This window comes from Halorientalis brevis (assembly GCF_023077655.1).
Window position 1 is genome coordinate 65,499 of record NZ_JALLGV010000002.1, and the last position, 23,915, is coordinate 89,413.

At 65.7% G+C, this 23,915-nt stretch carries 23 protein-coding genes and 1 tRNA gene; 17 read left to right on the forward strand and 7 right to left on the reverse strand.

Translation table 11 applies throughout. The features are described from left to right. Positions 1 to 64 precede the first annotated feature (64 nt). The 4 genes from MU553_RS04820 (at position 65) to MU553_RS04835 (ending at position 6,342) form a co-directional block, all read left to right on the forward strand. Positions 65 to 2,119, forward strand: coding sequence for a DEAD/DEAH box helicase (locus MU553_RS04820; RefSeq protein WP_247376302.1), 2,055 nt, complete (start codon positions 65 to 67; stop codon positions 2,117 to 2,119). A gap of 48 nt (positions 2,120 to 2,167) precedes the next feature. Beyond that, the gene (locus MU553_RS04825; RefSeq protein WP_247376305.1) at positions 2,168 to 4,204 is read left to right on the forward strand and encodes a hypothetical protein; all 2,037 of its coding nucleotides are present in this window, start codon (positions 2,168 to 2,170) and stop codon (positions 4,202 to 4,204) included. A 282-nt stretch (positions 4,205 to 4,486) separates the two neighbouring features. Continuing rightward, positions 4,487 to 6,103 carry a BCCT family transporter gene (locus tag MU553_RS04830; protein ID WP_282594176.1) on the forward strand — a complete coding sequence of 539 codons (1,617 nt, stop codon included), beginning with the start codon at positions 4,487 to 4,489 and terminating at the stop codon, positions 6,101 to 6,103. A 166-nt stretch (positions 6,104 to 6,269) separates the two neighbouring features. Beyond that, positions 6,270 to 6,342 (forward strand) — tRNA-Pro (locus MU553_RS04835). Between the two features lie 344 nt (positions 6,343 to 6,686). On the opposite strand, the gene MU553_RS04840 is transcribed toward MU553_RS04835, so the two are convergent. Next, the gene (locus MU553_RS04840; protein ID WP_247376310.1) at positions 6,687 to 6,950 is read right to left on the reverse strand and encodes a HalOD1 output domain-containing protein; all 264 of its coding nucleotides are present in this window, start codon (positions 6,948 to 6,950) and stop codon (positions 6,687 to 6,689) included. 283 nt (positions 6,951 to 7,233) lie between these two features. After that, entirely contained in the window at positions 7,234 to 8,376 is a 1,143-nt protein-coding gene (locus tag MU553_RS04845) for a hypothetical protein (RefSeq protein WP_247376313.1), read from the reverse strand. 163 nt (positions 8,377 to 8,539) lie between these two features. Here MU553_RS04845 and MU553_RS04850 point away from each other — a divergent pair, with 163 nt between their 5' ends. The 7 genes from MU553_RS04850 to MU553_RS04880 all read left to right on the forward strand — a co-directional run bounded on the left by MU553_RS04850 (position 8,540) and on the right by MU553_RS04880 (position 15,779). Beyond that, positions 8,540 to 12,052 (forward strand): LAGLIDADG family homing endonuclease, encoded by a 3,513-nt coding sequence (locus MU553_RS04850; protein WP_247376316.1) that lies wholly within the window; start codon positions 8,540 to 8,542, stop codon positions 12,050 to 12,052. Next, on the forward strand, positions 12,052 to 12,354 hold the full coding sequence (locus tag MU553_RS04855; protein WP_247376318.1) for a DUF7854 family protein: 303 nt from the start codon (positions 12,052 to 12,054) through the stop codon (positions 12,352 to 12,354). Before MU553_RS04850 ends, MU553_RS04855 begins: the two co-directional genes overlap by 1 nt. Positions 12,355 to 12,422: 68 nt before the next feature. After that, complete coding sequence (locus MU553_RS04860; RefSeq protein ID WP_247376320.1) at positions 12,423 to 13,016, forward strand: DUF7504 family protein; 594 nt, start codon at positions 12,423 to 12,425, stop codon at positions 13,014 to 13,016. A gap of 68 nt (positions 13,017 to 13,084) precedes the next feature. Next, positions 13,085 to 13,423, forward strand: a complete 339-nt coding sequence (locus MU553_RS04865; RefSeq protein WP_247376322.1) for a DUF7855 family protein — start codon at positions 13,085 to 13,087, stop codon at positions 13,421 to 13,423. Next, positions 13,420 to 14,235 carry a DUF7856 family protein gene (locus MU553_RS04870; protein WP_247376325.1) on the forward strand — a complete coding sequence of 272 codons (816 nt, stop codon included), beginning with the start codon at positions 13,420 to 13,422 and terminating at the stop codon, positions 14,233 to 14,235. Before MU553_RS04865 ends, MU553_RS04870 begins: the two co-directional genes overlap by 4 nt. 30 nt (positions 14,236 to 14,265) lie before the next feature. Then, a complete protein-coding gene (locus MU553_RS04875; RefSeq protein WP_247376328.1) occupies positions 14,266 to 15,114 on the forward strand; it encodes a DUF7857 domain-containing protein in 849 nt (282 codons plus the stop codon). After that, complete coding sequence (locus MU553_RS04880) at positions 15,111 to 15,779, forward strand: MinD/ParA family ATP-binding protein (RefSeq protein ID WP_247376331.1); 669 nt, start codon at positions 15,111 to 15,113, stop codon at positions 15,777 to 15,779. The genes MU553_RS04875 and MU553_RS04880 overlap by 4 nt, the downstream gene beginning before the upstream one ends. Here MU553_RS04880 and MU553_RS04885 read toward each other — a convergent pair. Then, the gene (locus tag MU553_RS04885; protein ID WP_247376334.1) at positions 15,755 to 16,618 is read right to left on the reverse strand and encodes a transcription initiation factor IIB; all 864 of its coding nucleotides are present in this window, start codon (positions 16,616 to 16,618) and stop codon (positions 15,755 to 15,757) included. The genes MU553_RS04880 and MU553_RS04885 overlap by 25 nt on opposite strands. A 160-nt stretch (positions 16,619 to 16,778) precedes the next feature. Continuing rightward, positions 16,779 to 17,618 (reverse strand): hypothetical protein, encoded by an 840-nt coding sequence (locus MU553_RS04890; RefSeq protein ID WP_247376337.1) that lies wholly within the window; start codon positions 17,616 to 17,618, stop codon positions 16,779 to 16,781. A 50-nt stretch (positions 17,619 to 17,668) separates the two neighbouring features. Between MU553_RS04890 and MU553_RS04895 the strand changes: the two genes are divergently transcribed. From MU553_RS04895 to MU553_RS04910, 4 genes are all read left to right on the forward strand, one after another. Further along, positions 17,669 to 18,178, forward strand: coding sequence for a DUF7858 family protein (locus tag MU553_RS04895; RefSeq protein WP_247376339.1), 510 nt, complete (start codon positions 17,669 to 17,671; stop codon positions 18,176 to 18,178). A gap of 296 nt (positions 18,179 to 18,474) precedes the next feature. Next, on the forward strand, positions 18,475 to 18,930 hold the full coding sequence (locus tag MU553_RS04900; protein ID WP_247376341.1) for a pyridoxamine 5'-phosphate oxidase family protein: 456 nt from the start codon (positions 18,475 to 18,477) through the stop codon (positions 18,928 to 18,930). Between the two features lie 50 nt (positions 18,931 to 18,980). Beyond that, the gene (locus tag MU553_RS04905) at positions 18,981 to 19,931 is read left to right on the forward strand and encodes an NAD(P)H-binding protein (protein ID WP_247376344.1); all 951 of its coding nucleotides are present in this window, start codon (positions 18,981 to 18,983) and stop codon (positions 19,929 to 19,931) included. Continuing rightward, a complete protein-coding gene (locus MU553_RS04910; RefSeq protein WP_247376347.1) occupies positions 19,928 to 20,650 on the forward strand; it encodes a DUF7530 family protein in 723 nt (240 codons plus the stop codon). Before MU553_RS04905 ends, MU553_RS04910 begins: the two co-directional genes overlap by 4 nt. On the opposite strand, the gene MU553_RS04915 is transcribed toward MU553_RS04910, so the two are convergent. From MU553_RS04915 to MU553_RS04925, 3 genes are all read right to left on the reverse strand, one after another. Continuing rightward, on the reverse strand, positions 20,637 to 20,810 hold the full coding sequence (locus MU553_RS04915) for a DUF5786 family protein (protein ID WP_247376349.1): 174 nt from the start codon (positions 20,808 to 20,810) through the stop codon (positions 20,637 to 20,639). The genes MU553_RS04910 and MU553_RS04915 overlap by 14 nt on opposite strands. 300 nt (positions 20,811 to 21,110) lie before the next feature. Next, entirely contained in the window at positions 21,111 to 21,398 is a 288-nt protein-coding gene (locus tag MU553_RS04920) for a DUF5789 family protein (protein ID WP_247376352.1), read from the reverse strand. Between the two features lie 116 nt (positions 21,399 to 21,514). Then, positions 21,515 to 22,417, reverse strand: coding sequence for an ArsR/SmtB family transcription factor (locus MU553_RS04925; RefSeq protein ID WP_247376355.1), 903 nt, complete (start codon positions 22,415 to 22,417; stop codon positions 21,515 to 21,517). Between the two features lie 132 nt (positions 22,418 to 22,549). Between MU553_RS04925 and MU553_RS23525 the strand changes: the two genes are divergently transcribed. Both MU553_RS23525 and MU553_RS04930 read left to right on the forward strand, forming a co-directional pair. Then, positions 22,550 to 22,681, forward strand: coding sequence for a DUF7859 family protein (locus tag MU553_RS23525; protein ID WP_282594180.1), 132 nt, complete (start codon positions 22,550 to 22,552; stop codon positions 22,679 to 22,681). A 73-nt stretch (positions 22,682 to 22,754) separates the two neighbouring features. Continuing rightward, on the forward strand, positions 22,755 to 23,858 hold the full coding sequence (locus MU553_RS04930; RefSeq protein WP_247376358.1) for an aminopeptidase: 1,104 nt from the start codon (positions 22,755 to 22,757) through the stop codon (positions 23,856 to 23,858). Positions 23,859 to 23,915 lie beyond the last annotated feature (57 nt).

Genomic DNA, 23,915 nt, shown 5'->3' on the forward strand with positions numbered 1-23,915 from the left:
TGTGGTTGTCTCACGCGCCCTCGGTTCCGAGCGCTTGAAATAGCACGATTACATACCACTGGACGTGTCACAGCAGGTCGCGCAGGTCGACACGTTGTTCCTCCACGAGGTCGGCGACGACTACCGGGCCGTCGTCGAGCGTGACGACCAACGGCTCTTCCAGGCCGTTCTGGAACTGAAAGAGACCAACGCCGGTCCCCGGCCCGCGAAGTTCCGCATCAAGGAGGGAACCAGTGAGGAGCCGCGCAACCCCGACGAGTTCGTCGACATCGCGCGCCGAGCGAACCGCATCCGCATCTCCCAGCAGACCTCGCCGCAGGGTCGCGAGGAACTCCAGGCGATGCTCGACGGCTACCAGCTCGACGCCAAGGTCGTCCGCACCTGTCGTCACTGCGCCAGCGACGGCTACTACTCGCCGATCACCTCCGAAACGGCTATCGAAGCCGAGGACGAGCACATCTGTCCGGACTGTGCCAGCCAGGAACTCGACCGCCAACTGGCCATGCGCGGGTCGATGAGCGCGAGCGCCCGCGACCGCCTCGAGGAACTGCTCATGGACGTCCAGGACCTGGAACGGATCACCAACCTGCTCTCCGGGCGCCTGGACCCGGACCTCACCAAGTTCGACGAGATCAGCGCGACCGTCGACGAGATCGATCCGGTGCCCGTCAACTCCCTGTCGATGCACCCGGGCATGCAGTCCAAGTTAGAGGGCCGGTTCGACGAACTGCTCCCGGTCCAGAGCCTCGCCGTCGAGAACGGTGCCCTCGACGGCAAAGACCAGCTCGTCGTGAGCGCGACCGCGACGGGGAAGACGCTCATCGGCGAGATGGCGGGGCTCGACCGCGTGCTCAACGGGAAAGGGAAGATGCTGTTTCTCGTCCCCCTCGTGGCGCTGGCCAACCAGAAACACGAGTCCTTCGAGGAACGCTACGGCGACATCGCCGACGTGACGATTCGGGTCGGCGCGAGCCGCATCAACGACGACGGCAACCGCTTTTCCCCTGATGCGGACATCATCGTCGGTACCTACGAAGGTATCGACCACGCGCTCCGGACCGGCAAGGACCTGGGCGACATCGGGACGGTGGTCATCGACGAGGTGCACACGCTCGGCGAGGACGAGCGCGGCCACCGACTGGACGGCCTGATTTCTCGTCTCAAGTACTACTGTGAGCAGAACTCCAGCGGTGGCGACGCCCATAGCGACACGCAGTGGATCTACCTGTCGGCGACCGTGGGGAACGCGAGCAATCTGGCGGAGAAGCTCCGCGCCCAACTCATCGAGTTCGAGGAGCGGCCGGTGCCGATCGAACGCCACGTCACGTTCGCCGACGGTCGGGAGAAGATCGACACGGAGAACAAACTGGTCAGGCGGGCGTTCGACCAGAAATCCTCCAAGGGGTATCGCGGGCAGACGATCATCTTCACCAACTCGCGGCGGCGCTGTCACGAGATCAGCCGGCAACTGGAGTACTCGGCAGCCCCCTACCACGCGGGGCTGGACTACAAGCGGCGCAAGCGGGTCGAATCCGACTTCGCCGATCAGGAACTCGCGGCGGTCGTGACGACGGCGGCGCTGGCGGCCGGCGTCGACTTCCCGGCGTCGCAGGTCATCTTCGACTCGCTGGCGATGGGGATCGAGTGGCTCACCGTCCAAGAGTTCAGCCAGATGCTCGGCCGCGCGGGCCGGCCCGACTACCACGACAAGGGGACGGTCTACCTGCTGGTCGAACCGGACTGCTCGTACCACAACAGCATGGAGATGACCGAAGACGAGGTGGCGTTCAAACTCCTCAAAGGCGAGATGGAGCCGGTCATCACCCGCTACGACGAGGCGTCGGCCGTCGCGGAGACCCTGGCGAACGTCACCGTCGCCGGCAAGGGAGCGAAACGGCTCAACGACCGGATGGTCGGCGAGGTGCCGACCAAGCACGCGGTGGCGAAGCTGCTCGAATACGAGTTCATCGACGGCTTCGACCCGACGCCGATGGGTCGGGCCGTCACCCGCCACTTCCTCGCGCCCGACGACGCCTTCCTGATGCTCGACGGCATCCGGAAGGGGAAAGACCCGAAGGGCATCGTCGCGGACATGGAGCTGAAAGACGAGGACCAGTAGCGCTCGTCCTGCCACAACGCCTATTCTCACCGCGTGCAGAGCGAACGTATGGGGCTGTTCGATTCGGTCCGCGGATTCCTCGGGGACGAGGCGTCGGCGGACGCGAGCGACGAGTTGTCGGCGGCTGGCGCTGACGAGATACCGCGACTGGACGTCCGGGACCCGACGCCGATGGACTTCCGGAACAAGGCCGTCGACGCCGTCCAGGAGTGGGACGCGGTCGACCTGGATTTCTCCCTGGCGTCACTGGAGCGACTCGACTCGTTCGCGAGCAAGCAGGGCGCTCGCCTCGACGTCCTCCGTGACGAGAGCGACGACGGCGGCGAGCGCGTCGCGGACATGCACACCGGGTTCACCATCCGGGCCGGCAGCTACGTCGGCGAGGTGCTGGTCCGCGAACTCGACGGGGAGTGGGTCGAGACCGACGACTACTGGGCCGTCCGGGTCGCGGTCGGTGACGACGCGACGACCGTCGACGTGTTCGAGGTGGCGAGCCACTCCTTCGCCGAAGAACCGGTGTTCACCGACCTCACCGAGAATCTCGTGACTGACCCGGACGACGACGAGGGCGACGCGGACGACGCTGCCGACGTCGATCTCCGGGCCGACTTCCGGCCGGACGCCGAGGAGTTCGCGGCGTTCTGGGACGCTTACGAGCTCGATTTCTCGGCGCTGTCGCTCGCGCGCCTGGACGTGCTCGTCGAGAGCGAGTGGGACGACGGCGAGTTCAGCGACGTCGAAGCCGGCGGCGACGACATGGACTCGAAGATGTACACGGAACTCGTCAAACAGCTCGGCTGTTACTACGGTGAGGTGCTGGTCCGGGCACTCGACGCCGAGTGGACTCGGCGCGACGGTGCGGTCGTGATCGTCGTTCCGGGTGCCGACGACTCGCCGGTCACCGTCCCGATCTTCGACGTCGCCGAGGCTGCTCTCACCGGTCCCGGGCAGTTCGCCGCGGACGCCACGACCGTGGCCGAAGAGGCTGACCGGGAACTGCCGGCGATTCCGTCGCGGGCACCGGCACAACCCTCGCCGGACGAACCGCTCGACGAGATTCCGGACGGAACGTCGACCGACGACGCGCCGGACGAACCCACGTCGACTCGGGCCGACGCTGCGTCGACCCCTGACGAACCTGTCGCGAACGACGTTGACGAGACAGCCGCGGACAGCCCGGAGAGTCCGGGATCGCTGTCACCGGCGGAGATCGTGGGCATGGACGCAGCGGACGAGGCAGCCACTACAGACGCAGCAGCAGCCGACAGCAAGTCAGCGGAACCCGCCGACGCGGTGCCGACGGAACCTGACACCGACCCCGATGCCGGTCCGTCCGCGACGGAGGGCCAGCCTGTTGACGACCGCGTCGAGGCGGACGGCGACACCACGGCGACGGACGACGAGACGCAGGCCGACGAGGACGCTCCCCGGTCCGAACAGGACGACGGGGCACCAGCGGAAACTGACGACGAAAAGTTGGTCGATTCGCTCGTTGGCTCGTCGCAAACGCCTGCCGACGAAGCGGAGCCGGAGCCGGCTGCGGAGGGCGAGTCGATGGACGACGCGATTCCGCGCGCGGAGCCTCGCGACGCGGCGGCCGAGTCACCGTCTGAGGACGCCGACGCGGACGCGCCGGCGGAACTGGACCTCGCCGAGGGCACGCCGGACGGCGACGACGGGCTCACGCCCGCGGAGATCCGCGAGGACGCGGCGGCGTTCGCGGCGACGTGGCCCGGGCACGACCTGGACTTCTCGCCGGAGTCACTGGAGCGCCTCGACGCGCTCGTCGCCGAGGAGTATCCGGCCGAGGACGTGCCGGACGTGGACCTGTCTGCCGGGAACGCGGCCGACGCGGGCTATCTGGCCGCGCGGGTCGTCGAGGCGGGCGGCTACTTCGCCGAGGTGCTTCGGCGGACGGTCGGCGGCCGGTGGCGGGACGACGACGGGCTGACGTTCGTCGTCAGCGGCCAGGCGGGCGACGTCAGCGTCGATCCGGCCGCGGTCGCGACGGAGTGTTTCCGCGGTGACGACTCGTTCGCAGCCCGCTACGGGGCGGTTCGGGGACGGATCTCGCCGTCGGGCTGAGGGGACCGGTCACTTTCCTGTCTCCCTCGGGTTCGACTCTCTCTGTCGCACGAGTCCGCGGCTGCGAGACCGCCCGCGCGTCGTCCGACTTCGTCTGTCACCGTGCGTGCCGCTCGACGTATACGGACGAGTACGACCTGCCGACGAGAAACGCGTGTGGGAGAACATGTAACGTAGCGGTGAGTGAGTCCCAAAATTGAAACCTCGCAAGGAGCGGATACCGATTGAATGATCCCAGCGACGCGAAAGAACGGCACGGCGAGTGGATCTTCAGGGTGAATTATGCGTCTGGTAACTGAGGCTCTGGAGGAGACGGACTCGACGATATTTGTCGGATCGATTTCAACCCTCCTCGTGATGACGGCAACAATCATCGCGTGGCCAGAAGCGACCACCTCACGCCTGGCGGCCATTAACTCCTACGCCGTCTCGAATCTCAGTTGGTTCTTCCTCTGGCTCGTCTTTCTTTCGTTCTCGTTTTTGATGTACGTACTGCTCGGGCCGTGGGGGAACATCAAGTTGGGCGGCCCGGACGAAGAGCCCGAGTTCTCGTATCTCGGGTATCTCGTGATGATATTCACTGCGGGGCTGTCTTCCGGCGGCCTCGAGTACTGGGGGCCGGTGGAACCGTTGGTGCATTATCAAACCGCGCCGCCGTTCGTCGGTTCGACTGGAGGGACCTGGGAGGGAATGGTGAGTGCGCTCCAGTACGCTCTCTTCCACTACGGGACCTCGGCGTGGTCCGTGTACCTGGTTTTCGGCATTGCTATCTCCTACTTCGCGTATCGCAAAGACATGGCGTTTCGTCCCGCCGTGATCCTCGCCCCGTTTCTCGGACCGAACAACGTCGACGGCTGGATGGGAAAGACGGTTGATACGCTGGCCGTCGTCGTTTCGGTGAGCGGAATCACGATCTCGTTCGGACTCGGCGTCGATCAGTTCTTCGCTGGTCTGTCGTACAACTGGGGCGTCCAGGTCGGGAAACTCGGGGAAGTGCTGTTCATCCTCGTCATAACGACCCTGTTCCTCCTCTCCGTTACAGCCGGGATACGGGAGGGCATACAGCGGTTTGCAAATCTGAACGTCCTCCTCCTCTTGCTTCTCATGACGGTGTCGCTGGTGTTTGGTCCGCTGTCGTTTCTGCTCAATCTGGGGACACGGGCGCTCGAAGGATACGTGACTGAATTCGTCGGAATGAGTCTCTACTTCACGCCGGATGCCGCCGGCTGGTTCGGCTCCTGGACGGTGTTTTTCTGGGCGTGGTGGCTCACGTTCGCACCCATGGTCGGCGTGTTCATGGCTCGCATCTCCCGCGGGCGGACGCTCCGGCAGCTCGTGTTCGCCGGAATTCTCGGTTCGTTCGCGCTCACCGTTCCCTGGTACGTAGCTACCGGCGGGTCGGCGCTCTGGTTACAGACGACTGGTCAGGCTGACCTGCTGGGCGTGTACGCTGACGTCGGTCTCGCCGGTGTCAGTTTTGCCCTGTTCGATCAGCTGCTCCCGTTTGCCGATCTGTTTTCCGCGATTCTACTGCTGCTCGTGTTGAGTTTCCTCGTTACGACACTCGACTCGGCCACGTTTAGCTTCTCTATGATCGCTAACGAAGGCGACTCGTCCCCGTCGACACTCAACCGGATCACGTGGGGCCTGGTACTGGCGTCGCTGACGATTGCGCTCAGCCTCGCCGGCGGCGTTTCCGTCCTCCGCTCGTTTACTGTCCTTGCCGGAATCCCAGCCGCTGGATTGTGTCTGATCGCTCTGGTCGGGATGATCGTTCAACTCGAACGCCACGCCCCCGTTTTGGTCGAGGAGTTCGAGTACACGGACGACGACATCGTGTCGACCGTTCGAGAAAAATTACCGGACCTGGTGACTGAGAGACAGCCAACGGATGACTAGCACGGGCGCGATGCCGTCAGTGTCGGTCAGTAGGACACCGCCTGCACCGCACTGTGACAGCGGTAACGAGGCGACCGCTCACCCGTTCACGGTTGCCGCGTGAACGCGTGCCGTGGTCGGTTCGCAACGAAACGCTTACGACCGACCAACGGCGAGTTGTTCGTGCGGGACCGTGGGTTAGCCTGGTATACTTCGGGCCTTGGGTGCCCGTGACCCCGGTTCAAATCCGGGCGGTCCCACTGCTGTTCTCGCGACGCTCACTCTCGAGCGTCGCGTGTCCGAAGCGGCCGCCCGGAGTTGCGCTCTGGAAGTCACAGCCCGCACAGCCGAGCAGAGTGAGGCGAGCAGGACTGTCTTCCTCAGGGTCACAATCCGGGCGGTCCCATGAACGGAGTGAATGGGTCCTCGTCGCGTCGGTGGCGCGACGGTGGTCCCATATTGCCGTCGCGAACGACGCCGTGAGCGACGGCAATCTGTAGAGCACGGATTCGGCAGCGGATGGGTCCGCAGCCTCTCCACTTCTTGAGACCCGATCAGTAGCCCAGGGGCCTCATTCGCCCACGCGTCCGATGTTCGATACGGATCACGACATCGGTGAGAGCCCGACGTGCCCGTCGGCGTGGACGATCACGTCGTATCCGCTGTACTCGAAGGAAATCGGCCTTCCACTCCCAACCGACTCTGTTCCCGACTGGAACAGTCGATCACACACGTCGGAATCGAGCACGTCGTAGAGCGGAGGGAGCGAGAGCGGTGACACGCCTTCGCGACGAGCGATCTCCGTGATGACCGTCTCGGCGGGCGATACTCGCTCGTCAACAGTCAGCGCCGTTTCGGAGTCGGCCATGACATCGGACTATCGTTCTCACATGACATAATTATTTTGATACTTTTAATTCACACTGTCGAAATATTATACTTAGTATTGATACTATGTCCCGAGGGGGCTGGTCGATGCAATCATCGAAATTGGGGCATCTGTGGGTTTTGACGCCGCTCCTCGACCGGTCTCCATAACAGACGTGGTGACCTCTCCGATGGGTTTGAAAAAATGATAATTGGTGTCGCTGTCAGAAGTCCTGGTCGAGAGCCCACGAGTCGGGTGGACGGCGTCGGTCGACTCGCCGTCGTCAGTTCGTCCGCTCGTGGTACTCGATGATCTCGGTGACGCTATCGAGCCTGTCGACGGCGACCTGGGAGGTTTGCAACGCCGAGATGGCGTCGTCGAATCGCTCGTCGCGTGTCTCCCACTCGAACTCGTCGCCGGCGCGGGACGCCGCTTCGAGGTCAGCGGCACCGCTGGCGACGGCGTCCGCGACTCCGGTCAACTCTGTGACCGCCGATTCGACTGCAGTCGGAGCGTCGAGCGTCTCCAGCGTCTCGGTCGCTGTACCGAGGCGTTCGGACGCGGTCACGTACTGTTCCGCGGCGTCGCCGTAGCTGTCGTCGGTGAACTCCCCGTTCGCGTCCGTGAACGCTTCGAGCCCGTCGCTGATCGCGGAGATCGCGTCCGCGAGCGTCTCGAAGCCCGTCATCTCGCGGTCGAGCTGTGCGACCTTCTCGTCGTAGATAGTCGCCGAGATCGCATCGAACGACTGGACGTCGTCGCGGTCGGTCTCGGACTGGAGGGTGTTGCGGAACTCGTTTGCCGTGTCGCGGTTCGTGCGGAGCCGCCCGATCTCGCCGGGGAGAACGGCGAACGCTTCGGCGTAGAGGCGATCGAGGACGAACGTGAACTTCGAGTAGGCGGCGTTAGCGCTCGACTGATACCGAATCCCCGTCGCGAGGAAGTCCGCGACGCCGGACAGCCGGTCGACGGTCGTCTGCTGGGCCGGGCTGGTCGTGTTCGGTGCCTCCTCGAGCGCTTGCCGTGCCTTGCTGGCGTGCCGCGTGACGTCCGAGACGCTGACCTGCGTCGCTGCGGTCACGTCCACCAGCGTCGGGTCGGTCGCGTCCGCGAACGCGAGGTACGCAGCATGTGCGTCCGTGAGACGAGAGCGTGCCGTCGTGATCGCCTGAGCGACCTCTCGATCGCCCTGTGTGGGCGTGTCGGTCTCCGTCTCGGTCGGGTGGTCGCTGGTCCGTCCGTCGTCGGGGGCCGTCGTCTCGGAGCCGTCCGTCGGCACGGTTTCGCTTCCGGTCCCGTCGGGGCCGGTCGTCTCGTTGGGGCCGGCGGCGTCACTCCTGACGGTCGTTTGCGGCGGGGGAATGATTTCGGAGCAGCCGGCCGAGAACAGGGCTCCGGTGGTCGCGAGGAACGTTCGGCGGCGCATCATTTCCCAGATATATCGGGCACAGTGTTAATTCTGACTATCGGACGTATCGTGGCCGGCCGTACGAGGACGCGCCCGCTGTCAGCTCACCCCCCTTCGTTTCACTTCCAGTCCGCCTTGCGAAACTTCTTACCCGAGTGCGCACAAGCCCTGCAACACTGCAATGGCACGTGCGGAGGACACCGAGGTAATCGATCTGTTCGAGGAGTTCTACCGCAACTACTACCGCAACGAGATCGGCGACCTCGCCCAGAAATACCCGAACGAGAAAAAGTCCCTCTACGTCGACTGGCAGGAACTGTACCGGTTCGACCCGGACCTGGCGGACGACGTCCGGAACCACCCCGAACAGTTCCAGGACTACGCCGAGGAGGCGCTGCGACTGTACGACCTGCCCGTCGACGTGAAACTCGGTCAGGCACACGTCCGCATCCAGAACCTGCCCGAGGCGACCGAGATCCGCGAGATCCGCGCGGACCACCGCGGCAAACTCATCAGCGTCCAGGGGATCGTCCGGAAAGCCACCGACGTGCGCCCGAAAGTCACCACGGCCGCCTTCGAGTGCCAGCGCTGTGGCACCCTGACGCGGATTCCCCAGACCGCCGGCGACTTCCAGGAACCCCACGAGTGCCAGGGGTGTGAACGCCAGGGACCGTTCCGCATCAACTACGACCAGTCGGAGTTCGTCGACGCCCAGAAGCTCCGGGTCCAGGAGAGTCCCGAGGGCCTGCGCGGCGGGGAGACGCCCCAGAGCATCGACGTGAACATCGAAGACGACATCACCGGCGAGGTCACCGCGGGCGACCACGTCCGCGTCTCCGGCGTGCTGAAACTCGACCAGCAGGGCCAGCGCGGCGAGAAATCGCCGATGTTCGACGTCTACATGGACGGCCACTCCGTCCAGATCGAAGACGAGCAGTTCGAGGACATGAACATCACCGACGAGGACAAAAAGGAGATCATCGCCCTCTCGGAGGAAGACGACATCTACGACCAGATGATCGAGTCCATCGCGCCCTCCATCTACGGCTACGAACAGGCCAAGATGGCGATGATCCTCCAGTTGTTCTCCGGGGTCACCAAACACCTCCCCGACGGCTCTCGGATTCGTGGGGACCTGCACATGCTGCTGATCGGGGACCCTGGTACAGGGAAGTGCGTCTCGGGCGAGACGAGTGTGACGCTCGCTGACGGTACTGAAATGCCGATACAGGAACTGGTCGAGACTCATCTCGACGACCCGAAACCGATAGACGATGGCGTGTATGACCAGGTAGATTTCGAGGTTCCCTCGCTCAAGACGGACGGCTCATTTGGGCTGGAACGGGCGACCAAGGTCTGGAAACGTGAAGCTCCCGAGCGGATGTATCGGATTCGGACAGCGAGTGGTCACGAGGTCGAGGTGACGCCATCTCACCCACTGTTCGTCCAGTCTGATGGAGGGTTTGGTGCCATCAAAGCCGAGAACCTGGCAGAGGGACAGTTCATCGCGACCCCGCGTGAGCTGCCCACCGTTGGTGACGACACGCTCGATGTCGAGTACCGTCGCTCGAAATCGATGAACGCCATCCGTCTCGACCTTCCGGAGGAATGGACTCCGTGGTTCGCTCGACTACTCGGCTACATCGTTGCGGAAGGATACGTCGAACAGCGCGACGATAAGACGGGCTTCGTCTCGATTACCAACGAGGATCGGGAGGTACTCGACGATATTACCGATGCACTGGAGCGGCTCGGATTGAACTACACGGAGCGGGAGCCACACGACGGGAAAACCGCTCGCGAGATCATGTGCTCGTCCGGTGAGTTCGTCAGTTTCCTCCGGACACTCGATCCGTCACTTCTCGAGTCCTCGCGTGAGCAACGAGTTCCTGCGGAAATACTGAGCGCGAGCGATCAGACCAAAGCGGCGTTCGTCCGTGCCTTCGTTGAAGGTGAAGGCCACGTTTCGGCGAAACAGCGGGAGATTTCGGTGGCCTCGATGAGCAAAGAACTCCTCGCAGGACTTCGGAGCTTGTTGCTTTCGTTGGGGATCACCTCACAGCTCGCCGAGCGCCACAACGATAGCTACCGACTCCGGATAAGTGGATCACAGTTCGGTCGGTACGTTGAGCGAGTTGGCTTCGTGACTGACCGGAAGGCGACAGCAGCCGAGTCGTACGCCGACGTTGCCGGAAACACGAACCGTGACGTCATCCCGAACATCGGTGACGAACTTCGCCGGGTTCGCGAGGCCCTCGGGCTTACACAGGCTGACTGTGGGATCCCACGGTCGACGTACCAACACTACGAGCGTGGTGACCGGAATCCGAGCAGAGACAGTCTTCAAACTGTCGTGGAAACATTCGAAGATTGTCTCGCCCAGGCCAGCCCACCCTCAACAGTCGCGACTGACGGTGGGTCCACCACGCTACAGCGTGATGTCAATGCGCTTCGATCGCTCGCAACAGGCGCAATTCACTGGGAGAGAATTGAGGATATCGAGACGGTCGAACCGGAGGACGACTGGGTCTACGATCTGGAGATTGAGGGAACCCACAACTATCTGACGAACAACGTGGTCTCACACAACTCCCAGATGCTTCAGTATATCCGAGAGATTGCGCCACGTTCTGTCTATACGTCAGGTAAGGGTAGCAGCTCGGCGGGTTTGACCGCAGCTGCGGTTCGCGACGATTTCGGCGAAGGGCAACAGTGGACATTGGAGGCAGGAGCGCTCGTACTCGCCGACCAGGGCATCGCAGCTGTGGACGAGCTCGACAAGATGCGTCCGGAAGACCGGTCGGCCATGCACGAAGCATTAGAGCAGCAATCGATTAGTGTCAGTAAGGCTGGTATTAACGCCACACTGAAAAGTCGCTGCTCACTCCTCGGAGCAGCGAACCCGAAGTACGGTCGGTTCGACCAGTACGAGCCGATCGCCGAGCAGATCGACCTCGAGCCCGCCCTGATTTCGCGATTCGACCTCATCTTCACGGTGACGGACAAGCCCGACGAGGAGGACGACCGGAACCTCGCGGAGCACATCCTGACGACGAACTACGCCGGGGAGCTGAACACGCACCGCGAGCAGACCAGCGCGTCCGATTACACCGAAGAGGAGGTCGCGCGGGTCACGGACGAGGTCGCGCCGACCATCGACGCGGAGCTACTGCGCAAATACGTCGCCTACTCGAAGCGGAACGTGTTCCCGACGATGACCCAGGAGGCAAAGGAGACGATCCGGGAGTTCTACGTCGACCTGCGCTCGCAGGGGACCGACGAGGACGCGCCGGTCCCGGTGACGGCCCGGAAACTGGAGGCGCTGGTGCGGCTGGCAGAAGCGAGCGCCCGCATTCGGCTGGCCGACACCGTCGAGGTCGAGGACGCCGAGCGCGTGATCCAGATCGTCCGGTCGACGCTGGAATCGATCGGGATGGACCCCGAAACCGGAGAGCTCGACGCGGACGTCATCGAGACGGGGACGTCGAAATCCCAGCGGGACCGCATCAAGAACCTGAAGACGCTCATCGGCGAGATCGAAGACGAGTACGACGAGGGCGCGCCGGTCGAGCGAGTGCTAGAGCGCGCCGAAGAGGCCGGGATGGAGCGGTCGAAGGCCGAACACGAGATCGAGAAACTCAAACAGCAGGGTGAGGTGTACGAGCCGAGCCACGATCACCTGCGCACCACATAATGGACCGGATTTCCGCCCTGCGAAACGTCGAGGAGGCGCTGGCGGCTTTCGAGTCCGGCGAGGCGGATCTCGAAGCCGTCGAGCGCCAGGTTCGCGGGGTGTTGCGGACCTACGCGACCGAGTTCGAGGGCGACCTCTCGGCGTATCGGGCCAGCGGTGACGAGTCGGTCGACGGGATGGTGGTGATGGCGACCGGCCAGCAGCAGGCACGCGAGCGCGTGCGGTCGTTACTCGACGGGGACGACGCCGTCGAGTTCGAGGTCGAGTCGGTGACCGTGGCTGGCGGGAGCGACGGGGACTGAGCGGTGACACACCCGAAGGATTTTAGCGACGACAGGTCTCACTACACGACGAATCGGGGACAACCGCGATGCCAGAACTGAAAGAGCAGTTGGGGGATGCGGCGAACATCCTGTTGGGTGCGCCGTCGATGAGTCAGGGGACCGAGGGCGTCTGTGTCGACCTCCTGGCCCAGGGACCGTCGGAGGACGCGAGCGTCCTGTGGGTGTCGTTCAGGAAATCGGCCAGCCAGTGTCTCGCCGAGTGGCGCGGCGAACACGACGTCGACCCCGGCAGCTACGGGGTGATCGTCGTCGGCGACACGGCCGGGACCGAGGACGACGGCGAGGTCGAGCCGGGGGCGGTTCAGCACATCTCGAACCCGAGCGATCTCACTGGCATCGGGATCAAGGTCGGCGAGTTCGTCTCGGGGCGCTCCGGACAGATCGTCGTCTGCGTCGACTCGCTGACGGCGCTGCTCCAGTACGTCGACCTGGAGACGGCCTACGAGTTCGTCCACGCCCTGACCGGCCAACTCTACAGCGCCGGTGCCGTCTCGCACTTCCACGTCGACCCGACCGCCCACGATCGGGAGACGATCGACACGCTGCTGTCGCTGTTCGACGCCAGCGTCGACCTCAGCGACGGGGACGTGGACGTCCGGACGCGGTATCCGTTCGAATAGCCACAGCGGGCCCGTTCGTCGTAGTTTACACAGATTTTTCAGTCGTACTTTCGACAACTCTGCCAGTCGTGCTCCTGGTGGTGACGTTCTCGCGTGCAGCCCGGCGAACGCTCCGAAACGCGTGTCGCACACACGAAGACACCGTCGTCAGGAGCTTCGGTCGTGCGGCGCTGTTCGAGGACACGGAGTTCGGTGCGTTCCTCGCGCTCCGCGTGCGGGCAGCACACGGTGGCGACGTCCAGATCGAACGGACGCGGCCGCTGAACGAGTTCGCGACGGTTCCCGAATCGGTCAGGGACGCCGTCGCCGCCTACGCTGATCGCGAGCACGCCAGCACGCCCTACGCCAAGTTCGCTGTCGGCACCGACCATCCGGACCCCGAATCGATGAAAGAACGGGAGCTATGATTCTCTCCTTCGAAGGTACAATTCGTGAGGGGAGAGCGCTCGACGTTCGCGACCTCGATCTGACCGCGGCGGCGGTGGTCGCGGCCGTGCGTGGTCGGGAGTCGTCCGTCGACGTGACCGCCCCCGAACACGGCTCGGTTCACGAGCGCGTCGGGCACGTTCGACCGGGGATGGGACTTTCGACGCGGACGGCGCTGGCGGCGGCCGCCCGGTCGCGGGGGCTCTCGGCACCGCAGGACGAGCAACTCGCCGCGGTGCGCGCAGAGCTGTCGACGCTGGACTGCCCGTCTGTATCGACGCGCGCGGAACGGCGATCGGTCAGCGAGCAGGGCGCCGAGACGGAGCGATTGCGCGAGCGAGTCGCGGCGTTGCGCGGGCGCGTCCAGGCGGCACGTGAGCGGGGGGACGATACCGAGGAACTGGAAGCCGAACTCGCGGCGGCGGTCCGGGACCTCTCGGAGGCGGAAACCGAACGGGTCGCGGCCCGCGAGCGATTCGACGCCGCTCGGGACGCGGCGCGCGAGGCGCGCGACGTGCGCGAACAGCGGCTCAAACTGGCGGATCGGCGGGCGAATCTCGAACGGGCGGCTCGCGCCCATCTCGTCGAGCAGGTCGACACCGAGTACGCCGAGGCGGTCGCGGCCGTGCCGGGGCGGACGCCGACGAATCCGTACGAGGCCGACGGCGTGACGGCGGCGCTCGCGGTCGGTCGCGTCGCGGCCCTGAACGCACCGGTCGTGCTCGACTGTGACCGCTTCGATAGCCCCGAGGCCGCGGCGTCGTGGCTGGACGCACCGGTCGTCCGGCTGTAGTTTATATCAGAAGCCGGGGCCAGACGGCGTATGGTCTCGCTCGTCTGTACGACCGCCGAAACTGACGGCGTGACGCTCGTCACGGGTCGGATCGAGAACCCCGACCGACCGCGACGCGTCCGCCTGGAGAACGAACTCGACGGGCCGGTCTGGCCGCCGCGACGCCGGGGCGTGCCGGCCGCTGGCTGGACCGACGCCGGGTTCGAGTGCGTCCTGGCCGCCGACGAGACGCGCGGAGTGGGATACGCCTGTCCGGCGCCGGCCGAAGAGCCACCGCTCGTCGTCGCGGAGGCGGACCCGGTCGATCCCGACGCCGACGCGTCGGCGTTCGAACCGCGGGGACCCGTCCCGTCCGTCGAGGAAACGCCGGCAGGCGTCGTCCGTGCGCTCGGCTCGCCCCGGCCACCGCGCGATGCCGTCCCGGTTCCGGACGCGACCGCCGAAAGAGATGGCCCGGTCGCGGAAACGATGGAGGCGACCCAGGACGATCCGCCGGAGACACCACCGTCTGCCGGGTCGGCTACTCCTGCCGACCGTTCGCCCGAGCAGTCGACGGCACGGTCGGAGTCCGAAACACCACCTGGCACGGCGGACGGTGGGGGACACTCGGTGGAGACACGCGTCGAGGCGGTCGAGGCATGGTTCGCCGGCGTCGAGGCACGCCTCGATCTCGCCGCGGAGTTGTCCGGGACGACGCGGTTACCGGTGGTCGCCGACGCGCTCGACCGTGCCGGCGGTGTCGCTGGCGTCCGCGACGTCGACGCGCAACTCGACGAGGACGCCGAGGCGCTGCGCCGGGTGGCCGAGCGGGCGCGGACGCTCGCCGATCGTGCGGAGTCGGCGACGATCCCCCTCGCGGAACTCGACCGGCTCCGATGATCGTCGCTGTCATCGGCGGGAAAGGCGGCGTCGGCAAGACGACGGTCGCGTACAATCTGGCGGCGGCGCTAGAGGCCGTGGTCGTCGACGCCGATCTCGGGATGGCCGACCTGCCGTCGGCACACGGCCCCGATCTCCACGACGTGCTCGCTGGTCGTGCGAGCCCCATCGAGGCAGTCCGCGAGGAGACGCCGGTCGCACTGCTGCCCTGTGGGCGAACGCTGGCCGGGGCACGAGCGACGGATCCGCGGAAACTCGTCGCCGCCATCGAGGCCGTCGCGGCGGAGTACGGACGCGTCGTCGTCGACTGCCCGGCGGGCATGGGCGGTGACGTCGGGCTGGCGCTTCACGCGGCCGACGCCTGTGTGCTGGTGACGGCACCGACCGAGGCCGCCCTCTCGGACGCAGTCCGTGCACGTGCCCTCGCGCGCGAACTCGACGCTGGCCTCGTCGGTATCGTGTTGAACCGCGCCGATGGCTCCGTCTCTCGGGATCTCGTGGCGCGCGAACTCGGTGCGCCGGTGACGCCGATTCCGCCGTCGCAGTCGCTCGAACGGGCACAGCGTGACGGCGTGCCGGTGACGCAGGTGGCACCGGAGAGTACGGTCGCAGAACGACTCCGTTCCGTCGCGAACGCGGTTCAGTCCTCGCTCAACTCCTTGTAGGTCGCCCGGAGGGTGACCGGCGTGACGTCGGCGACCTCAGCGGTGGCGGTCTGGGTGAGATCGTGGCCGGCTTCGACGGCCGCCGCGTACAGACAGCCGGCCGCGACCCCCGAGGGGTTGCGGCCGGAGACGATGTTTCGCTCTTTGCTCTCGGCGACGAGTTCCTGTGCGCGCCGCTCGACGGCCTGCGGGAGGTCGAGCTGACTGGCGAATCGCGGGAGGTACTCCGCCGGATCGATGGGACCGGTCGGGAGGCCGAGTTCCCGGTTCAGGGCGTCGTAGGCTGCCGTGAGTTCCGCCTCGCTCGCGCGAGCGACCGCGCTGACTTCGTCGAGCGTGCGGGAGATCGACGCCGTCCGACAGGTCGCGTACACGGCCGCGGCGGCGAACCCTTCGAGCGAGCGACCGCGCAACAGGTCCTCCGACTGGGCCGACTCGAACAGGACGCACGCCCGGTCGCGGACGTGGTCGGTGAGGTCGAGTCGGCTGACCAGCCGGTGGATCTCGCCGAAGGCGTACACCTGATTGCGCTCGCGCTTCGAGGAGATCTGCGCGCGGTTGTGCTGGCGCCGCATTCTGGCGACCTGCCGACGTTTGCGGCCTTTCAGTCGGGTCTTCCTGCCGATCTCCGTCGAGAGGCCGCGGTCGTGGCGGCTCCGCGTCAGCGGCGCCCCCGTCCGCTCGCGGTTCGTCTCGTCGTCTTCGAACGAGCGCCACTCCGGCCCGCGGTCGATGCTATCTTCGGCGACGACCAGCCCGCAGCTGGCGCACACTGTCTCGTTGTCCCCTTCCCGGAGCTGTCCCTCGCATTCGGGACAGCACTGCAACGATGTACTCATTCTACATTCGAACGTTCGCTCCGTTTGGCATTTAAAGAAACGACGCAGCCCGGGGGTTCGACGCGCTTTCGCGAGCAGAAGGCACCGGTAACCGGTACCTTCCGGTGGCCGGCGATTCGGTCGCGGTGGCTGTGGCAGTCAGCGCCGTGCCGGCGAACACTCAGTGTCGCATGGGTTCGTCCTCGGCGAGGACGCCGAGCGTGTCGCCGACGGACCTGAACTCCTGGGCGACGCGCTGGTACGCCGGGTCGCTGTCGAAGGTGAGCGTCGTGGGTCGCGACGGCCGGAACTGGGCGGCCAGGCGGCTGAGAAAGCCCTGCTCCGTCGCGTCCCAGGCGAGATAGATCCGGTGGCGATCGCGGTCGAAGCTCACCGACGCCAGGTTCGAGAGGTCGAACGCGGCGTCGTCGACAGTGACGGCCGGTGGGTGGAGCGCGTACTCGCGGCCGTCCTGCCGCCACTGCACGATCTGTGTCGTCTGGAGCAGGCCGGCCGGATAGTCGCTGATTTCCGGGCGAACGTCCGCGGCGGCACCGTCCGTCGCCCTGTCGTCGAGTTCGACCAGTCGCTCGTCCGGTCGGTACACCAGGACGGGCGTCTCGTCGCGACGGAGCACGATCCGCTCGATGGCGGCGATCTCATCGAAGGTGCGGACGTCGAGCAACTGGGCGAGCGGCGCTGCGTCCTCGGGGAGCGATCCGCGGTACTGCCCGTCGGTGACGAGGGAAAACGCCTCGCCGACGTCGGCCAGCGAGCCGAGCGAGACGCCGGCGATGCGGTCAGCGTCGAGAAACACGTCCACGGCCGTGGCGTGGTCGAGGGCCGCCAGAACGGCAGTGTGACAACTCACGAGCGCGTCGCGCTCGGGGTCGTCGAGCGCCCCCAGGACGAGGACGTGCGTCGGGTCGATGCGAGTTGCGTGGTCGGCCACGGGTGAGTGCTCGTGGGGCGACCGCTTGAGGCCACCGACTGCGACGTCGACTGTGCCTCGGACTGGCACAACTGTCCCGAACACGAATACTTTTCAATCAGATGGCATCACTGCCGACTATGGGGTTGTCGGACATCGCGGCGGGGATCGAGGTCACTGCCGAGCAGCGCGACCGCGGCGTGGCGACGGTCGACGAGACGGCGTCGTCGCTGGCCGAGCGACTCGCCGACCACGCCGATGCACTGCCCTGTGCCGTCGGCGAGGCGGCGACCGTCGTCGAGGTCTACGCCGAGGGCCGCGCGATCGGCACGGCGGCTCGCGTGGCCGGGATCGCGCCGATGACGGCCGCGAAGACCCTGCATCTCCTGGGCGAGCAGGTCACGCCGCTCGGGCCGACGGCCCGGGACGTCCTCTGCGACTGGTTGCACGGCGAACTCGCTCGCACCGACGCGCTGGAACTGACCGGGGCGACTGAACGGGAGTTCGCGCTCGCCGCGTACGTCGAAACACACGACCCGATCCCGGAGGCGCGCGAGGCCGTCGCCGAAACGTTGTCGTCGGGGCTCGGCGGGGACGGGGACCCACTGGCCGAGACGATGAGCGATGTTGGCGATCTCCGCGAGTTGTAGCTGAGCGGTTCGTCGCCACCATCGCGAGTGAGCGGTGTTTCCGACCTCGGGGAGTTGTAGACGGGCGGTTCGTCGCCACCATCGCGAGTGAGCGATGTTGGCGATCTCCGCGAGTTGTAGCCGAGCGGTTCGTCGCCACCATCGCGAGTGAGCGATGTTGGCGACCTCGGGGAGTTGGAGACGAGCGGGTCTGCGTCACCAGCGCGATGGGGGCTCGACACGCCCGAACTTCGGCCGAACCCGTCGATACCCGTGCCCACCGTGCCTTTTTACGCCAGAACGCCGAACTATCAGGTATGGCAAACACTCGCACGGTAGAACTCGACGAGGGCGAACGCACCGAGTTCCTGGGAACCGGTGGGACGGGGGTCCTCTCGTTTGCGACGGGGAGCGATCAGCCGCCGTACTCGCTGCCCGTGTCGTACGGCTACGACGAGACTGACGGGACGTTCTACTTCCGGCTCGGGTTCGTCGCCGACAGCCGGAAGGCCGACGTCGTCGACGAGGGACGCCGCGTCTCGTTCGTCACGTACGACGAGAGCGACAACCGGTGGCAGAGCGTCATCGCGACGGGGGACCTCGAGGAGGTGACGGAGTCGGCGATCAACTCGGACGCCATGCAGGGGCTCAAGCGCGTCGAAATCCCGATGGTCGACCTCTTCGAGCGGGAAACCGAGGACGTGACGTTCCGCTTTTTCCGACTGGCAGCCGAGGACGTCTCCGGGCGAAAGGAAGCACGGTCCGACCGCTGAGGACCGCGACCTGCTTGACGCTTAAGCCACGTCGGCACTTGTGAGGGTATATGCGAGTGCTGGTCACGGGCGCGACGGGATTCGTCGGGGGTCGGCTCGTTCCCGAACTGCTGGCTGCGGGCCACGAGGTGCGCGTCCTCGTTCGGGACCGAACCGGGTACGATGGTCCCGAGGCAGTCGAGGTGTTCGAGGGCGACCTGCTGAAATCGGGGAGTTTCGACGCTGCCCTCGCCGACGTCGAGGCGGCGTACTATCTCGTCCACTCGATGCGAGCGGGCGGTGATTACGCCGAGCGCGACCGGGTGGCGGCCCGAAACTTCGTCGACGCTGCGGACGCGGCGGGCGTCTCGCGAGTGGTGTACCTCGGCGGACTCGGCGAGGAGCGCGACCGCCTCTCCGAACATCTGCAGTCGCGGCGCGAGGTCGAACACGTTCTCGAATCCGGTGGGTCCGAACTGACGAGTCTGCGGGCGGCCATCATCATCGGTCGGGGGAGTGCCAGCTTCGAGATGGTGCGCCAGTTGGCCGTGCGACTCCCGGTGATGGTGACGCCACGGTGGGTCGACACGGCCTGTCAGCCCATCGCGATCGACGACGTGATCACATATCTCGTCGGGGTCCTGGACGAACCCGCGACGGCAGGACGGACCTTCGAGATCGGCGGGCCGACGGTCCTGACCTACCGGGAACTGATGGCGCGGACGGCCGAAGTGGTCACTGGCCGCCGACCGTTCATTCTCCCGGTGCCAGTGTTGACGCCGAAGCTCTCTGCCTACTGGGTGAACCTCGTGACGGACGTGCCGAAGGCGGTCGCGTATCCGCTCATTCTCGGGCTGAAGAACGCGGTCGTCGTCCGCGACGACAGCATCCGCGAGCACCTCCCCATCGAACTGACGCCGTTCGAGACTGCCGTCGCACGCGCGGTCGAGGACGCTGACTCGGCGGCTGGCGACGAAGCTGCTGTCGCCGAGCCGGCGACGGGGACGGGTGACGACGGGTGACCGACCCCGACTACGGCGAAACCTGGGCCTACGAGAGCATCATCGGCGCACTCCCGGGCATTGACGTGTCCACGCGGCTGGCGGTGCTCATCCAGTTCGTCGTCTTCGAGGCCGCAGTGTTGGTGTTCGCAGCGGTCTACGACCTCTGGTCGGCAGTCCCGGCCGCCACGGCAGCGGTGGTCGTCGCGACCGCGGGGAGTATCGAGATGGTGCGGATCGGGCGGGTCGCCCGCCGGGCGGCGGTCCCGGACGCGTACCGGCGCCTGCTCTTCGGGTCGAGCATCGAGGTGGTGCTGACGGTGTTGGCGTTCGTGGCGCTGATCACGCATCTGTTCGTGTTCGCGCCGCGGTACGCCGAGGTCGCGCCGCTCACTCGACTGTTCGGCCCGGACCCGCCAGTCGTCGTCGTGTATCTCACGCTGCTCGTGCTCTGGGACCTGTGTTACCGGATCGGGACGGGCTGGTGGGCGAGCGTCGTGGCGCTCTGGCGGACCGCCCGCTACGAGTGCGATCCCGAGACGGCGGCGACGCTCCAGCGGGCCGATCTGGAGACCATGGGGTTCGGGCTCTTGCAGCTCGTGCTCGTTCCGTTCCTCGTCGACTTTCCGGTCCTGGCGGTCGCGGTTCTGGGGCACGTCCTGGCCGTCACGCTGGTAACCGGCACGTCGGTCGTCTTGCTGCGGCGACAGACGGCGTCAGAAACAGCTACTCCGATTTGATCTGCTCGAACTGATCCAGCAACTCCTCTGCGGATTCGCCGCTGTCGTACTCGATGGACCCCTGGTAGTTCGTTCGCTCGTCGTCGAAGTCGGCGTCCACCTCGCTGTTCTTGCGTTCACGCCGCTCGTGTTCTTCTTCGTCGTAGGCTCCCATCGACATTGGTACTCACACTCATACTAATCAGTAGCTACGTATGAATCTAACGGCGCGGCTACATTCGGCTATTTATATCTATTGGCCGAAACCGTGCTGCAGCGTCCTGGTACAGGGTGGCCGTGAGAACGACCACCGCGATTGTGGTCGTAATAAACCCCGTCAGTCGAGCGGGACGGTGTCGGTCCGGTTCCAGGTGGTTTCGTCGACCTCCGGCTCGCTCGTCGGTCCCGTGCTCGTGACGGGCAGCTGGTCGGTTTCGACCGGACGTGATGGTAGTGGTCCCCGCTTCCCACCGGACGCGGTTCAGAAGGAGATCTGCTCGTGGCCGTCCTCGCCGATGCAGGACGGATCGCGGTCGCTGTACCCCTTTCGGCCGATGGCGTTGTTGCTCATGGCACTCATCGCGGCCAGTCGGAGATCCTCGTGGTGCTCGAACGTCTCCGAGTCCAGGCGGCTCAGCACGGTTTCGAGCGTCTCGTTGCCGTTCGGCAGCTCCAGTTCGAGGTCGCCGTACTCCTCGATGACTTCCTCGGTCGTCGCCGGATAGCTGTGGGCACCCATCGTCTCGTCCAGGTCACTCAGTAGTCGCATACGTCACGGTCGTTCAGGATTGTTCATAAACGTTTTCTATCGATTCTATCGATGCGATTCATTCTCCCTAGTGTCATTAAGGTCCGCGATCCGAGACCCGCCGAGCCGGCGACGCGTCAGTTGGTGACGTACCAGACGCCCGCGACGACCGCCAGTGCGGTGACGCCGCCGAGGAAAAACAGGACGCCCGGCTGGAGCGACGTGGCGGCGGCCGCGACGTCGTGACCCCCCGAACCAGCGGCGTCCGTGGCGTTCTGGACGGTCGCGTTGACGGTCTCCGTCGCCGTCCGGGTCGCTTCGCCCGTCGTGCCCTTGTCCACGGGGGTGTCCCTCGCTATGTCGACGGTTTTGGTGGCCGCGTCGGCGGCCTCTTCGGTGACCTGGTCCGTGCCGTCGGTCGTCGAGGGCTCGCTGGCGATCTGGATGCCGGTGTCTCCGGTTTCGTTCCCACCGGCACCGCCCGCCGGCGTCGGCGTCGCAGTTTCGTTCCCGCTCGTCGGGGCGGGCGCGGGGGCGGGCGCGCCACCGCCGCCACCGGCGGATTCGGTGCCACCGCTGCCGCTGCCGAAGAGGTTCGTGAGGCCGCCGCCGAACACCTCCTGGATGACGACGCTCGCCAGCGCGATGATCCCGAGGCTGCCGAGGAACCGAGAGAGGGCGGCGCGCAGGCCGGTCGACTGCTCTTCGGCGCCGGCGAAGATGACCAGCGGCTGATCGGCGGGCGCGTAGACGTTCATCTCGCGGCCCTTCTCGGAGTAGATCTGGTCGATCACCTCGATCGCGCCGGCGTCTTCGAGTTTGTTCAGGTGGTACTGGACGTTCTGGAGGGACGTGTCGACGCGGTCGGAGAGTTCCGCGGGCGGTGCGGGATCGTCGTGGAGTTCCGACAACACCTTGCGGGCGGTGTCGGACGTGAGCGCCGAAAGGACCTCGTCGGCGTCCTCGGAGTTGACGTCGATGACGCGTGGCTCGGTCTCGTCGACCGCCGACGTGTCCGGCTCGGAGGGCAGGAGCGACATCGTTGACCCGTTTGCTGTCATCAGGCATCAACTTTGTTCCTGACTCCTCCCACGTAGGTACCATCCCAGTCGACGGATACTGTGTCACTGGACCCCGAAACGTCTTTGCCGTCGGGCCAGCAACCTGGTCGCATGGTGGACCCGATCCTGGTGGGGATGGTGGCGATCATGCTCGCGTTCGTCTTCGCCGTCTATCTGTTCCTCCGGCGGATCGTGACCGGCTTCAAGCAAGGCGTCGAGAAGGGACGCAACGATCGCCGCTGACCGGCGGCAGTCGTCCGGGCGAGCACTTGACGTATCCGAAAACTGTTTTCGCACACCGACCGACGGGAGCAACATGGATCCACGTATCCGCGAGCACGCGCAGGTGCTCGCCGACGCGATCGACCTCGACACCGGTGACAACCTCATCATCAAGTCCGAGCCGGCGGCCGACGATCTCGTCGTCGCGCTGTACGAACTCGCCGGCGATCGCGGCGCCAACCCGCTCGCCATCCGCACGAACCGGAGCGGACGCGCCATCCGGGGCTACCTCCGCGCGGCCGACGGGGCCGGCGTCGAGTTCGAGACGCCCGCCCACGAGCAGGCGCTGGTCGACGCCGCCGACTGTCACGTCGTCATCCGCGCCAACGAGAACGTCACCGAGACCTCGGACGTCGACACCGAGGTCAACTCCGACTACGACAAGGCCCACAGCCCCATCCTCGACGAGCGACTCTCGGACCGCTGGACGCTCACCCAGCACCCGACGCCCGCGAACGCCCAACTCGCCGAAATGAGCACGGAAGCCTACGAGAACTTCGTTTACGACGCCGTCCTCAAGGACTGGGACGAGCAGGAGGCGTTCCAGGAGCACATGGTCGACATCCTCAACGACGGCGAGGAGGTCCGCATCGTCTCCGGCAACACGACGGACGTCACCATGTCCATCGCGGGCAACGTCGCGCTCAACGACACGAACACCCACAACATCCCTGGCGGCGAGGTGTTCACCGCGCCGATCCCGGACTCCGTCGAGGGGGAGGTCCTGTTCGACAAGCCCGTGTACCAGAACGGCAAGGAGGTCAACGACGCCCATCTCGTGTTCGAGGACGGTGAGGTCGTCGACCACGACGCCTCGAAGAACGAGGAGGTCCTGACGTCGATCCTCGAAACCGATTCCGGGGCGCGTCGCCTGGGCGAACTCGGCATCGGGATGAACCGCGACATCGACCAGTTCACCTACAACATGCTGTTCGACGAGAAGATGGGCGACACCGTCCACATGGCCGTCGGGCGAGCTTATGAGGCCAACGTCGGCGAGGACAACGAGCAGAACCAGAGCGCCCAGCACGTCGACATGATCGTGGACATGAGCGAGGACTCACGGATCGAAGTGGACGGGGAGGTCGTCCAGCGCAACGGCGTGTTCCGGTTCGAAGACGGATTCGAGGACGCGTAGGAACCGGCCGCGAACGAAGTGAGCGGTCGGCTTTTTCATCGACGTTTTTCGTCCCGT